We start from the raw sequence: 12,474 nt of genomic DNA, 5'->3' as shown, positions 1-12,474 counted from the left end.
GTTTGGCGGGCAGACCCCAACGACATCATCGCCGCAAGAAATCGAGGGTTCCAAATGTTGGATTCAATCCACTAGGTGCGCTAAGAATGCACCCAGTGAACATGTCCGCCAATCACCTCACATGCGTGACAGTCGCTCTTCATCATCCACCACTGCCAAAGAACCTTTATTGTCAGTCCAGACCCACAACACGATGTTGAAGTCCGATGATGACGCACCCTTCGCAAAACTTTGGATCAGAAGCCCCGCAAACCGATCCGCTATGAGGGCGCGTTCTAAATCCTGTGTCGGAACCGATTGACCATCGAGCATCTTCATGCGCCATGCAGGATCTGCAAGCATCGCCGCAGTCGCGCCATACCGGTCAAGTCCGCCCGGATCGCGGGTATCGAAAATCGGCCCAAGGTCGGCGTTGTAGGACACCAGGATCGTGGGTTGCAGGCTGCCGACCTGATTGGCTTCTCGGAGAGCGGTCGTGGGATCCAGCGAGGTGTAGAGGGCAGGGGTCCCCTTGGAATTGAAGCGCCCTCCATAGAGTTCAGCGCCTCGTCCGGAGAGAGGTTCACGCGCATAGACCGGATTCAGGGCGCGATAGAGTGGCCCTGTGTAGCATCCATCTTTCAGAGGCATCAGGCAAAGACGCCCGCATCGACTGCATCGATGTATTCGAGAACTTGCTGCGCTTTGCCTTCCTGCACAAGCTGCATGGCTGTCCGGCCATCAAAGCCGGGCAGGGGCTCTGATCGGTACCATGCATAGGCCATCAGTTCCGAGCCGAAGCGGGGTTCGACTTTGTTCAGCACCTCTACCAGTTCGCGCAGGCGGCGCTGCGTCTTGTCCGAACCGATGCGGGCTCGCCTCTGCAACGCGTCTTTGCCCAAGCCGACGGTCAATGCGATCTCTTCTGCTGATGTGCGTAGCACCGCGGCGATCTTGCGCGGTTCGAATTGCCCAGCTTCAGCAAAGTTCGTGATGTGCATGATCTATGCTCCTACAGTTATACTGACGGTATATAGCGGCAATATTGCTGAAATGCAAGTTGTCAGGCGGGTCTACGCGTTCGTTTCCCATTGTTTTCGGTAGCGCTGAATTGCTCTGAACGTCGAAGGTCCTGATCTTTGGGTATTCAAAGTCGCAGGAGACGCGTTTCTCTGCCGATCCAAAAAACCAGATAAGTTATTGATAATATGACAAAGACTGCAGCAGTCGGACCGGGTTTGCCGATATGCCTTGCCGATCTTGGACCCCAACCAGCACTTACTGCATGAAGTCACTGGGTACCGCGTTGGTGTCGGCCCCTCGGCAGTCAGCTCGGTCCAATTGGTCCAAGAAAAGGGAAAGTGGACTTCGGGTTTTGTGACTGACGGATGAGGGCCTTTAGGGTCCCTCGGATGGGTCCGGGCCGGATTCTGGTCTGTCTTTCTCACCAACATTCGAAAGGAGGCCAGCCATGGCCCGATCCCGCACGCCCAAATTCGATGCCTCCGAGGTTATCACCAACGAAATCATCCGCATCATCGAGCGCGGCGTCCTGCCGTGGCGCAAACCCTGGACCGCAGGTGGCAGCTCTCGCCCTCTGCGCGTGGGCGGTGAACCCTACCAGGGCGTGAACAACTTCCTGCTGACGATGCGGACCGTGATGGCGGGCCACAGCTCACCTTTCTGGATGACGCTTCCGCAGGCCAATGCGTTGGACGCAAAGGTCCGCAAGGGAGAGAAGTCCTCCGTCGTCGTATACTACGGCCAAAGCCGGAAAGACGCGGGCGGCGAGGATGACCGCAGCGACAGGGATGATCGCTCCGAGGAAGCCCGCATCTTCCGCTTCCAGAAATCCTACCGCGTGTTCAATGCCTGCCAGATCGATGGCCTGCCCGACAGTTTCTACCCCGACCCGGAGCCCGCGCCCGAGCATCCGCCGTCCGAGCCCATCCCGCACATGCAGGCGTTTTTCGATGCTATCGACATCACGACCGTCTTCACGGGGACGGAAGCCTACTATCTGCCGCCCGTGGATAAGGTCTTCATGCCACAGGTTGCGCGGTTCGAGAACCCGCGGAACTTCTATGGCGTTTGGGCGCATGAGCTCGCCCATGCCACCAAGGCACGGCACCGGCTGAACCGCGATTACGGCCTCTCGCGCTTCGGCAACACGGCCTATGCCCGCGAAGAGATCGTCGCCGAGCTGACCTCGGTGTTCCTTGGCCAGACGCTCGGCTTTACAGCGCATACGCTCGAGATGAACGCGGCGTATCTCTACAACTGGCTGCGCGTTTTGCGCTCTGACAAGAACGCGATCTTCAAGCACGCGGCCGACGCGCAGCGCGCCTGTGATTACCTGATCGCACGGTCGGAGGCGGGTAGGGCAGGGGAGGGCGCCCAGGCCGCCTGACGATTCTATTGCGGCAAAGCAGTAAATGTCAGCAAAGCACTCTTAGCAGGTGGCTCTTACCCAAGCTTCTCCAACACTCGTTTCAATGTGTAAGGCGAAGCGTATCCAACTGCTTGAGCGGCGCGTGCCAAGCTTACCCCACGGGCCATGTACTCACGTGCCGCAAGGCAACGCAGCCGTTGTCGCCAGGCGTCGAAGCTAAGACCCGTCTCGCGCCGGAATGCTCGCGTGAATGTGCTTCGGCTCATGCCGCATTGTTCGGCCCAGTGATCGATGCCATGATTAATCGAGGGATCGGCCAGCAGTCTTGCACAGGCGCCGCGAAGCCCGTCACTTTGCGGAAACGGCAAGGCCAGCGGGGCGTCCGGCGCATCTGCAAGCTCCAGAAGGATGAGTTGCGTTAGGTAGGATACCCTGCCCGTACCGTCGTCTCGATTGTCCATCTGGCACAAGCGCAGCACAAGAGCCGACATCAACTCGGACATAGCGATGATCCTGCAGGGGGGCCGGGACCCGGCCACCTGATCCGCCACGGAAATATAGATGGAACGCAGTTCAACCTCGCCAACCATACGGGTTTGATGCGGGGTCTCTGGGGGAATGATCAGCCCATAGCCGGCGGGCACGGCCCAGTTTGCGCCAGTCGTTTCGGCAAGCATCAGCCCGGAGATGGCGTGCATAATTTGCACGCGTGTGTGCTGGTGGCGTTGAGAGACATAGCCGTCAGCATAGGTCTTGCTGAGACTGACAATAGGAGCAGGCAAAATCTGCAGATGGTCCGCTGAAGATGATCCAAGCATTTTCGAAACTTCATTTGACCCGGCTGAGAGAAAAGTGACCCCATTCGCCAATCAGGTCAACGTAGGGTGCGGGAAACCTGAGCGAGGACACCATGCCACCTAAGAAAACCTCCGTCATCGTCTTCGATATCGACGGCACCCTGACCGACAGCGTTGCGCCTCACCAAGCTGCTTTCGAAGCTGCCTTGCGCAGTTTTCCGTTCCCTGCGCTGCGGACGGACTGGGCCTCCTACAAGCACCATTCTGACAGCGCGATATTTCAGGAAGCCTGGGAGGAAGCCGGGTTCGATGGCCACCCGGACATGGATGGGGTGGAAGCACAGTACCGGCTGGCGTTGGACAATACGATCTGCGCCCATCCAATCCTGGAGATCCCCGGGAGCTCCGCATTTCTATCAGCACTGGAACAGACCCAATGGGTTGCTTGTTTCGCAACCGGGAGCTTTCGATACGGCGCATTGCGCAAACTGGATGCTCTTGCCTGCCCGGTTGATCTTGATCTACTCGTCACGGCATCCGAATACCAAACGAGGGAAGATATTGTCGCGGCCTCAATCGAGAGTGCGCGGAGCAGGCATTCCATTTCTGATTTGGATCGGGTTCTGTCGGTCGGAGATGGTTTGTGGGACCTATTCACGGCGAGGAACCTTGGGTTGGAATTTTTGGGTGTCGGCGGCGACAGGAAGGCAGACCAGCTGCGGGCACAAGATGCCCGTGTGGTTGCCGATCTGGCGGCCGGCTTGGAATTGCTTGATGACTTGAACTGACGGTGGTTCATTCGGAAGGTTAGCCTCGTCCGCACGGCGGACACTGTTAACTGTCGGGTCGGGTAGGTTTAGTCTGGTGCCCCGTGGAAGAGAAAAGAAAAAGCAGGCTTTGGGAGGGGTGTTTCAACTTCTCAAAGGATTGCCCCATGACCATCATCGCACAACCCCAGACAGACCGCCCTGATCCGAGTGTGATCGCAGCGCAGAACGACGCGTTTCGCAAGCTCGCGTGCCTTGGAGTTCCGCCCGCGCGGCCTATCCAGGGCCGGATGCATGTCACCCGCTCGCTTATGGAGGCCGGTGACGGCTTCATGGCCGAGGCGGTGAAGGCCACGGGCATGTTCGAGACCTTCGAACCCGAGAACGATCCCGAAGGCTGGCATGATTTCGGGGCGGTCGAGATCCGGGGCGAGACCGTGTTCTGGAAAATCGATCTCTATGAGGCGGACTCGGATTTTCGCTATGGCGCCGAGGCCCCGGATAACCCCGCCACCACCATGCGCGTGCTGACTATCATGCTGGCGAGCGACTGGTAGGGAAGGGGACACCCCCTCCTGACACCCCAGGTGATGAAGGCCCACTGACCCCTCAAAGGGAGAGTGGGCCTATTGTCGTTGTGATCCCCGCCCTTGGGGATTGACCGCGCATCTGAATGCGCGGGCCGCTCCAAATCCATTGAGAAGGATATCCAATGACTGCAAGCTTCAAACCCGTCTCCGTCGCCATCGGCGATCTGACAGCTCACCCCGCAAATGTGCGGAGTAACTCCCCGGAAACCTACGATCCTGAGAACATCGCACATCTGAAAGCCAGCATCGCGGTGCTGGGCCTCCTCCAGCCGCTCCTGGTCCAGAAGATCGACGGCAAATATGCCGTGCTGGCCGGCGGTCGCCGTCATGCCGCGCTGAAAGAGCTGGTCGCGGACAAGAGCGAGAAGGGGTTCACCGCGAAAACCAAGATCGACTGCCGCCTCGTGCCGGAGGATTGCGACGTCACTACGGCTCTGTCGCTCGCCGAGAACATCACGCAAGCCCCGATGAACGCTATCGACGAGTTCGAAGCCTTCGCGCGGATGATGGAGGTCGACGGCCAGACGCCCGAGACAATCGCAAAGACCTTCGGCACGACAGTTGCCGCCGTCAAAGGCCGGTTGCGTTATGGCCTGATCCACCCCGACATTCGCGCCGCAGCCCGGGCCAAGACGATCACGCTCGACACGATGAAAGCCTTTGCCGACCATCCGAGCCAGGAGGTGCAGAAGGAGGTCTATGAGGCGCTGACCAAGGAAGACAGCTACCTGCAGGCCTATTCTGTGCGTCAGGCGCTCAAATCCCGCGGTGTGCAGGTCAGTGACGATATTGGGGCCTTTGTGCGCGAGGACTATGAGGCCCGCGGCGGAGCGATCGCTGCCGATCTTTTGGAAGAACATTCGGTGCTGGAAGACGCCGCGCTGGTCGAGACCATCCTGCTCGAGAAGCTCGGTGCCGCGGCCGAAGAGGCCCGTGCAAGACTGGGCTTTGCCTGGGCCGATGCGATGGTGCGCTATGATTATGCGACCATGGCAGACTACGGCCGCGTCTATCCCGGCCCGATCGAGCCTGGTGAGGCTGCGCAGAAGCGCGTGGAGGAAATCACCGCGGAGCTCGAGCAGCTGCAGCTCGAGATGGAGGATGAGGGGCTCGAGGACGATGCCTACAATGAGCTCTACGACCGCGTGGACGACTTGGAAGAGGAAGCCCGCGATCTGCAGGAAGCCTACAGCGCCGAGGACCTTGCCCGTGCAGGCGTGATTGCGTCTTGGTCGAATGGGGAGGTGACGCTCCATGTGGGCCTCGTGCGCCCGCAGGACAATGTGAAAGACGAGTGCATACGCGGCGCCTCGACTAACCCTGCGGGTGAGGAGGCCCCGGACGCCGGCGAAATCACCTATCCAGCCTCGCTGGCCGAGGACCTCAAGACCGAGCGGGCCATGGCCCTTGGGGCCGCGATGGCGCTGCATCCCGAGGCCACGCTCGACCTGACGCTGTTCAAGCTGGTCAGCGACGTCCTCGGCACCGGGATGAGCATCACGCAGGCGGTCAAGATCGATGCCCGCAAGGAATACCGCAGCCACGCCAAGATGGATGAGATCGACGGCACCTCGCTCGAACAGGTGGGGGCGGCGCATGATGCGCTCGATCTGTCCTGGCTCGACGACGCCCGGTCTCCCGCCGATCAGTTCGCGGCGTTTCGCGCGCTCAATGCTTGTGAGAAGGCCAAGCTCGTCGCCTATGCCACGGCCAGCACCACGCAGTCCTGCTTTGCGCGGGACCGGCAACGCGACAGCCTGATGCATGACTTCGAGGTCGAGATCATGCCTGACATCCGCGCCCATTGGACGCCGAACGTGGCGCTCTTCAACCGCTTCAAGAAGGCATGGCTCCTGAAGATCCTCGGCGAGGATCTGGGCCTCGCCCAGGAGGCGGTGACGCTGGCCTCGTCGAGCAAGAAGGAGATCGTCGCCTTTTGTGACAAGCTCTTCGCCGAACCTTTCGCCACGCTGACGGATGCACAGCGCGCCGCGGTGGCCGCCTGGTGCCCGCCCATGATGCAGACCGCTGGTGTCGCCTTTGATGAGGTGGCGCCTATCGCGGAATCTCCCGAGCCTGACAGCGAGTTCGCGCAAGCGGCCTGAGCCCTCACGCGACCCGCGCGAGCCAAGCCGCCCGCGCGGGTCGCCCCTCCCACACCCCACGGAAAGATATCCCCATGGCTATTCTCAAGTTCTCTGCGTCTGCTGTCGCGGCGCAGATCGCCCATGCGCGCGCCTGCAAGACCTTCTTGCCTAACTGGAACGTACCAGTGGACAGGCCCGCCCTGATCCTCATCGTCGGCAATGGCGTGCATCTGCGTTCGAACGGTATCGACGGCACCACCACCCGCATCGTCACGACCGAGCAGGCCGATCCCTCTTTCGCCTTCGCTGATGGCATGAACCCGTTTCGGGACACCGACTGGATGGCGCAACGCCGCATGGCGTTCCGTGATCTGACCGGCCAGTTCTACACGGATATTCTCGACGATGTGCAGGTGCTCATCGACCGGGGGCAGGGGGCCATCCGGCTCGCCACCGATGGTCAAAGCGTCCGCGTCTTCGTGCGCCGGGCCTCGGACTATCTCATCGGCGGGACATACGACGTGCCATCGGGCCTTGGCGGCAAGTTCCGGGTCATCCTCAAGGATGCCTGCGATTCCTTCGCGATCGTGCAGAACTGCGGCAATTGCGAGGATTTTGATGCCATGCAGCCCTATCGCGTGCCGCTCGATGCGCTGATGGAACTCGATGATCGGAGGGTGGCGTAACGCGCCCTTTCTCAAACATGCATCGCCAATACCCTGCCGGGCCTGCGGCCCTCTCGGGACATTGGCGACAACAATTTCCCCAATGAGAGAAAGGACTCTGAGATGGGTTGGCTTTTCTACACCGACGGCCGCGTTAAGAACTACGCGGACGAGAAAGCGGAGATTGCCCGACTCTGCACCTCTCATGGCGACACGCGCAAAACCGAACTGGTCAAGGCCTGCAAGGTCGGCTCCACGTGGTATGCGGCGGGAAGGGTCACCAATCTCGACGGAACCGCTGTCGAAGACGTGACCTATGTGACCGATCCTGACGGCTCCATCACTTTCGGGGCTGTCTTCCTCACCCGATACGATGATGGCTGCTGGGGCTACAAGGACATGGAAGAAAGCGCCGGCCCCGTCGAGTCCCGCGCACCGCTCAGCCTTCTGGCGCTTCTCTCCGACCTGAAAGACCCAGACAGCTACGCCCATGCCTGGCGCCAGCGTTGCTGGGACTGGGCTGCGATCCCGGACTATGCCGAAGGCGACAAGATCAGGCTCGCAGCACCTGTGACGCTCACCGATGGCAGCACCTGCCAGATCGTCACCGCGACGCACTACAGACGCGGGCGGCAAAAACGCCGCTGCTACCGCATCGAGGAAACCGGTGGACTCGTGCGGCTTTCTAAGGCCTCGCTTGAGGGCTCGGAGCTGCTCAGCTCCGCGAAGGGCGAGGCCAGTCCTGTGCTGGCGGAGTTCCTGGCGGGGCAGAAATAGGTGCTGCGCCGGATTGTTCATCGACTTGCCGGCGACAGCCGATCCTGCGGCTTGTCTTGACAAGACAATGCAAATGCATTACCTATCGCGGGCAGCAAAGCCCCTTTTCTTTCAGGAGACTGCCATGACAGCGCTCGCACAAGATGTCTCGAAACTCACGGATCGGTATCAGACGACCGTCCCGGCGGGTGTGCGCAAGCAGCTCAAGCTGGGCAAGGGCGACCAGATTCGTTACTGCACCGAGCCGAGTGGCAGGGTCTATATCGAGCCCGTGCGCAGCGACGAGGATGATCCTGCGCTCAGCGCCTTTCTCGATTTTGTCGAGGCTGATATCAAGGCGCATCCGGACCGCATTCGGGCGTTCGATGGGGCTTTGCATGACCGTCTTGCAGCACTGGTCGGAGACGTTGACGTCGATCTCGATGCGCCGCTGTCACTCGAGGATGAATGAGCGGCGGTAGCGTGCCCGCAGGGGCGCCCCTTTTCGTAAACGGATGGTCGATCTATGCGCATCCGCTCTTTCTGGACCAGCTCGAAGGGCTGATCGAGGAAGTCGAGGCGCGTAGGGCACGCGATCCTAAGACCTGGCGCAAGAAAAATTCCACGAAACGGCTGGCCGCCATCTTCAAGCTGGTCACCGAGGCCATACCGGCAGATCCGGGTGCCGCCGCCTTCCGGCAAGGCGGCACTCTCGGCGATCACCGCAAGCACTGGTTCCGAGCGAAATTCTTCCAGCAGTATCGGCTGTTCTACCGGTTCAACAGCGATGCGAAGGTCATCGTGGTGGCCTGGGTGAACGACGACAAGACCCTACGCGCTTATGGCAGCAAGACGGATGCCTATGCGACGTTCAAAGGGATGCTGGAAAATGGTAATCCACCTGACAATCTCGACGCGCTCTTGAAAGAAGCAGCGGCGGCGAACAAGCGGTTCGCGAAATCCCTTGAAGCGGCGCCCGATCGGTAAGTGACCCGGTTAGCTGTGAGTCTTTCGGCATTGCCGTTTACGGCACCACTGTGGTCGATGTAGCATCGACCCATAGTATGGTCGGAGAAAGTGTAATGGATCCAATAGGTAAGGAAGAGCCGTACTTCGGCACCGGTGAGCAAGGCGCATCTTGGATGAAATGGAAGCATTCGCAATTTGCTGTGCGCGTTGCAGACATGCCCGATGACCTCGGCAAGCTGCTGGGTACGGGTATCGAGGAGTATGTCCGTGGCCGTTGAAGCGAATGCGTATGACGCGTGGTTTCGCAAGAAGGTAAAGGCCGCGCTTGAGGATGCACGCGCTGGAACTTCACAGGTTCAGGTAATGCAAGCCGCGCAGGCCTTGATTGATGCGAAGCGCCAGGGCCAACCCAAGCCCTGACCAAGCCTTGGAGGTCAGCGCGGTCTGACCTCATCACCCTGAAAAGCGAAAGCGGGCTTTTTGTCCTTTGGAACTCAGACCCTGATCCAAAGGAAATTTCCCGTGTCCAAGCCCTGCTCAACGCTCCCCAATCCTGTTGAATCCAACGCTAACCTCGCCTCCGCCCTCGCGCTAATCGGCACAGATATCCACCACCACCCCCTGCGCAGCTCTGCGCTGGCGCGCATCATGCGCGAGGCGTTTCTTGGCAGCGATGCCAGCGGCGCATGGGACTGGCGGATGGCCTACGACCTGATGCAGGCCGCGGCCATCCAGGTGCTGCTTCGTGGGGACAACGCGGCGGGTGATATCGCTACCGCAAAGCTGCTCGCCTCACGGCTCCTCACGGAAACGCGCCGGTCAGAGCAGCAGATCAGACTGCAGCAGTTTTCCACGCCGCTGGCATTCGCGGCAATGGTCGTGCGGGCGGCTGCCATTCGCAAGGGCGAGACCGTGCTGGAGCCCTCGGCTGGCACCGGCGCTCTCGCCGCTTTCGCTGCCCGGGATGGTGCCACACTTCTGCTCAACGAGATCGACCCCTTCCGCCAGCGCCTCCTGCGGGTGGTTTTCGGCGGCGAGGTGACGGGCCATGACGGTGAGCATATCGACGATCTGCTACAGACGCCGGTTCTACCCGACGTCGTGGTGATGAATCCGCCCTTCGCGTCCTCAGTCGATCGTTCCCGGGACAAGCACATCGCCGCCAAGCACCTCATCGCTGCTGCCAAGCGTCTCGCGCTCGGTGGGCGGCTGGTGGCTATCATGCCGCCGGGATTCACGCCCGAACGCGATGCCGCGCATTGGTCGCGCGCCCGCGGTCTCCTGACGCCGCGCCTGGCCCTCACGGTGCCGGGGCAGGTCTACCGCAAGCTCGGCACCTCTGTGGAAACCCAGCTCATGGTCTTCGACAAGGTGCATGAGGATGGCGAGATGATCCGCGCTACAGTCCAGGACCTTGAGGAAGCCGTCCCTCTTGTTGATACCGTGGCCGCGACCCGACCCGAGAAGCGCCCCGGCCAAGGGGCTGAAGCGATCCCTCATGCTCGGCCGACCGTTCCATCATCTGCCCCACGCAAGGCCGCTGCCGGTGTTGTCACGACCCTCAAGCCCCAGGCCAATGCCGTTGTCCCGCTCAAATTCACAAGCTTCGATGTCCCGCGCGATAATACGCCCGTCTCGGACATCTATGCGCGCTACCGTCCGCAGCGGATTGAGATCGCGGGAGCGCAGGAACATCCGACGCCGCTGGTCGAAAGCATCGCCATGGCCTCTGTGGCACCGCCGGTGCCCTCAGGTGACGGTAGTGCGGAACTGCGTCTGCCCGGCAAGCTGATCGAGGAGGGACATCTCTCCGAGGCGCAGCTCGAGACCATCATCATGGCCCATGATGCCCATGGGCGCGACCTGCCCGGTCGGTTCACCATCGATGACGACCAGACCAAGCTGACGCGGGCAGATGATGACCCGGAGGCACGGAGCTATCGCCTTGGCTATTTCCTCGGCGACGGCACCGGTTGCGGCAAGGGGCGCGAATGCGCGGGTCTCATCCTTGTCAACTGGCTCGCCGGACGCAGGAAGGCGATCTGGGTCTCCAAATCCGCGACGCTCATCGAGGACGCGATCCGCGACTGGACCGATCTTGGCGGGTCGCCAGCCGACATCCAGCCGCTCTCCAAATGGAAACCGGACCAGCCCATCCCGATGGGCGACGGCATCCTTTTTGTCACCTACGCCACGCTGCGCTCGTCGGGCAAATGCGGCACCACGCGGCTCAGCCAGATCCTCGACTGGATGGGCGTGGAGTTCGAAGGCGTGCTGGCTTTTGACGAGGCCCATGCCATGCAGAACGCGGCAGGGTCAGAGCAGGGCAGGGGGGTCAAACCCTCTCAGCAGGGCCTTGCAGGCCTGCGGCTGCAACTCGCGGCCCCGCGCGCCCGCGTCTTCTACATCTCGGCTACGGGTGCCACGAGCGTCCACAACCTTGCCTATGCGGCGCGTCTCGGTCTCTGGGGGCACGGGCCTGAATACCCCTTCCCGAGCCGCGAGAGTTTCGTTTCAGCGATGGAGGCGGGCGGTGTCGCCGCCATGGAGGTGGCTGCCCGCGATCTCAAGACGCTCGGGCTCTACACGGCCCGCGCTCTCAGCTTCGATGGGGTCGAGTATGACGTGCTGGAACATGTGCTCACCCCGGCCCAGATCGAGATCTACGACGCCTATGCGGGCGCGTTTAGGACGATCCACCACAATCTCGAAGCGGCGCTGACTGCGACCGGCGTCAACGACGCCTCGGGCGAGACCAATGCCTCGGCCGCACGCGCCTCGGCCAAGTCCCGCTTCGAGAGCACGAAGCAGCGCTTCTTCAATCATCTGCTGATGGGCATGAAGGCACCGACCATCATCCGCGCCATCGAGGACGATCTGGCAACGGGCCACGCGTGCGTCATCCAGGTGGTTTCGACAGGCGAGAGCCTGCTGAAACGTCGGCTTGAAACGATGGACGCGGAAGACGAGCTCGTCGAGGGTGCCTTGACGCCGCGCGACTATGTTCTGGGCTACCTGGAACAGGCCTTCCCGATCCATGCGCAAAAGCTCGTGGAGATCGACGGTAACATGGTGGCGGAACCCTTGCGGGATGAGACCGGCGCACTGGTTGTCTCGCGCGAGGCGCTCGCTCTGCGCGATGCGGCCATGATGGAGTTGATGACGCTGGCGCCGATCCCCTCGGCGCTCGATCAGATCCTCTGGGCCTTTGGTGACGAGGCCGTGGCAGAAGTCACGGGCCGGACTATTCGACCGCTCAAGGCCGACGACGGCCATCTCTTCATTGAAAAGCGCGCCGCCAGCAGCAATTCGTCCGAGACCCAAGCCTTCATGGACGGTGACAAGAATATCCTGATTTTCTCCGATGCGGGCGGCACGGGCCGCTCCTACCATGCCGCTAGTGGATTGAATCCAACATTTGGAACCCTCGATTTCTTGCGGCGATGATGTCGTTGGGGTCTGCCCGCCAAAC

Annotated in this window: 14 protein-coding genes; 11 read left to right on the top strand and 3 right to left on the bottom strand. The window is 61.1% G+C overall.

Annotated features, from left to right (window positions below; all coding sequences use genetic code 11):
• Positions 1-117: 117 nt before the first annotated feature.
• Together VK792_RS18795 and VK792_RS18790 are read right to left on the bottom strand one after the other, a co-directional pair.
• Positions 118-630 carry an RES family NAD+ phosphorylase gene (locus VK792_RS18795; protein ID WP_326299414.1) on the bottom strand — a complete coding sequence of 171 codons (513 nt, stop codon included), beginning with the start codon at positions 628-630 and terminating at the stop codon, positions 118-120.
• Positions 630-980 carry an MbcA/ParS/Xre antitoxin family protein gene (locus VK792_RS18790; protein ID WP_027264271.1) on the bottom strand — a complete coding sequence of 117 codons (351 nt, stop codon included), beginning with the start codon at positions 978-980 and terminating at the stop codon, positions 630-632. The genes VK792_RS18795 and VK792_RS18790 overlap by 1 nt, the downstream gene beginning before the upstream one ends.
• 470 nt (positions 981-1,450) lie before the next feature.
• Here VK792_RS18790 and VK792_RS18785 point away from each other — a divergent pair, with 470 nt between their 5' ends.
• Positions 1,451-2,389 (top strand): ArdC family protein, encoded by a 939-nt coding sequence (locus VK792_RS18785; protein ID WP_326299410.1) that lies wholly within the window; start codon positions 1,451-1,453, stop codon positions 2,387-2,389.
• Between the two features lie 56 nt (positions 2,390-2,445).
• Here VK792_RS18785 and VK792_RS18780 read toward each other — a convergent pair whose 3' ends face one another.
• Entirely contained in the window at positions 2,446-3,189 is a 744-nt protein-coding gene (locus tag VK792_RS18780) for an AraC family transcriptional regulator (RefSeq protein ID WP_326299409.1), read from the bottom strand.
• 92 nt (positions 3,190-3,281) lie between these two features.
• On the opposite strand from VK792_RS18780, the gene VK792_RS18775 reads away from it, so the two are divergent.
• The 10 genes from VK792_RS18775 (at position 3,282) to VK792_RS18730 (ending at position 12,449) form a co-directional block, all read left to right on the top strand.
• Entirely contained in the window at positions 3,282-3,956 is a 675-nt protein-coding gene (locus VK792_RS18775) for an HAD family hydrolase (protein WP_326299407.1), read from the top strand.
• Between the two features lie 146 nt (positions 3,957-4,102).
• The gene (locus tag VK792_RS18770; protein WP_326299406.1) at positions 4,103-4,492 is read left to right on the top strand and encodes a DUF3768 domain-containing protein; all 390 of its coding nucleotides are present in this window, start codon (positions 4,103-4,105) and stop codon (positions 4,490-4,492) included.
• 155 nt (positions 4,493-4,647) lie between these two features.
• The gene (locus tag VK792_RS18765; protein WP_326299405.1) at positions 4,648-6,630 is read left to right on the top strand and encodes a ParB/RepB/Spo0J family partition protein; all 1,983 of its coding nucleotides are present in this window, start codon (positions 4,648-4,650) and stop codon (positions 6,628-6,630) included.
• A gap of 74 nt (positions 6,631-6,704) precedes the next feature.
• On the top strand, positions 6,705-7,298 hold the full coding sequence (locus VK792_RS18760; protein WP_326299404.1) for a regulator: 594 nt from the start codon (positions 6,705-6,707) through the stop codon (positions 7,296-7,298).
• A 102-nt stretch (positions 7,299-7,400) separates the two neighbouring features.
• A complete protein-coding gene (locus VK792_RS18755; protein WP_326299402.1) occupies positions 7,401-8,054 on the top strand; it encodes a DUF6927 domain-containing protein in 654 nt (217 codons plus the stop codon).
• A gap of 124 nt (positions 8,055-8,178) precedes the next feature.
• Positions 8,179-8,505, top strand: coding sequence for a type II toxin-antitoxin system PrlF family antitoxin (locus VK792_RS18750; RefSeq protein WP_326299400.1), 327 nt, complete (start codon positions 8,179-8,181; stop codon positions 8,503-8,505).
• Positions 8,502-9,020 (top strand): type II toxin-antitoxin system YhaV family toxin, encoded by a 519-nt coding sequence (locus tag VK792_RS18745; RefSeq protein WP_326299399.1) that lies wholly within the window; start codon positions 8,502-8,504, stop codon positions 9,018-9,020. Before VK792_RS18750 ends, VK792_RS18745 begins: the two co-directional genes overlap by 4 nt.
• A gap of 95 nt (positions 9,021-9,115) precedes the next feature.
• Positions 9,116-9,280, top strand: a complete 165-nt coding sequence (locus tag VK792_RS18740; protein ID WP_326299398.1) for a hypothetical protein — start codon at positions 9,116-9,118, stop codon at positions 9,278-9,280.
• Complete coding sequence (locus VK792_RS18735) at positions 9,270-9,422, top strand: antitoxin PaaA2 family protein (RefSeq protein ID WP_326299397.1); 153 nt, start codon at positions 9,270-9,272, stop codon at positions 9,420-9,422. The genes VK792_RS18740 and VK792_RS18735 overlap by 11 nt, the downstream gene beginning before the upstream one ends.
• A gap of 102 nt (positions 9,423-9,524) precedes the next feature.
• A complete protein-coding gene (locus VK792_RS18730) occupies positions 9,525-12,449 on the top strand; it encodes a strawberry notch-like NTP hydrolase domain-containing protein (RefSeq protein ID WP_326299396.1) in 2,925 nt (974 codons plus the stop codon).
• Positions 12,450-12,474: the final 25 nt, after the last annotated feature.

The sequence above is a fragment of the Mesobacterium hydrothermale genome (genome assembly GCF_035818635.1).
GTDB lineage: Bacteria > Pseudomonadota > Alphaproteobacteria > Rhodobacterales > Rhodobacteraceae > Mesobacterium_A > Mesobacterium_A hydrothermale.
This window is presented reverse-complemented; position numbering and strand designations above follow the sequence as displayed.

Coding starts and splice junctions, on each gene's coding strand:
- VK792_RS18765 (WP_326299405.1), top strand. CDS start 4,648: ATGACTGCAAGCTTCAAACCCGTCTCCGTCGCCATCGGCGATCTGACA.
- VK792_RS18795 (WP_326299414.1), bottom strand. CDS start 630: ATGCCTCTGAAAGATGGATGCTACACAGGGCCACTCTATCGCGCCCTG.
- VK792_RS18760 (WP_326299404.1), top strand. CDS start 6,705: ATGGCTATTCTCAAGTTCTCTGCGTCTGCTGTCGCGGCGCAGATCGCC.
- VK792_RS18745 (WP_326299399.1), top strand. CDS start 8,502: ATGAGCGGCGGTAGCGTGCCCGCAGGGGCGCCCCTTTTCGTAAACGGA.
- VK792_RS18785 (WP_326299410.1), top strand. CDS start 1,451: ATGGCCCGATCCCGCACGCCCAAATTCGATGCCTCCGAGGTTATCACC.
- VK792_RS18775 (WP_326299407.1), top strand. CDS start 3,282: ATGCCACCTAAGAAAACCTCCGTCATCGTCTTCGATATCGACGGCACC.
- VK792_RS18790 (WP_027264271.1), bottom strand. CDS start 980: ATGCACATCACGAACTTTGCTGAAGCTGGGCAATTCGAACCGCGCAAG.
- VK792_RS18740 (WP_326299398.1), top strand. CDS start 9,116: ATGGATCCAATAGGTAAGGAAGAGCCGTACTTCGGCACCGGTGAGCAA.
- VK792_RS18755 (WP_326299402.1), top strand. CDS start 7,401: ATGGGTTGGCTTTTCTACACCGACGGCCGCGTTAAGAACTACGCGGAC.
- VK792_RS18780 (WP_326299409.1), bottom strand. CDS start 3,189: ATGCTTGGATCATCTTCAGCGGACCATCTGCAGATTTTGCCTGCTCCT.
- VK792_RS18750 (WP_326299400.1), top strand. CDS start 8,179: ATGACAGCGCTCGCACAAGATGTCTCGAAACTCACGGATCGGTATCAG.
- VK792_RS18770 (WP_326299406.1), top strand. CDS start 4,103: ATGACCATCATCGCACAACCCCAGACAGACCGCCCTGATCCGAGTGTG.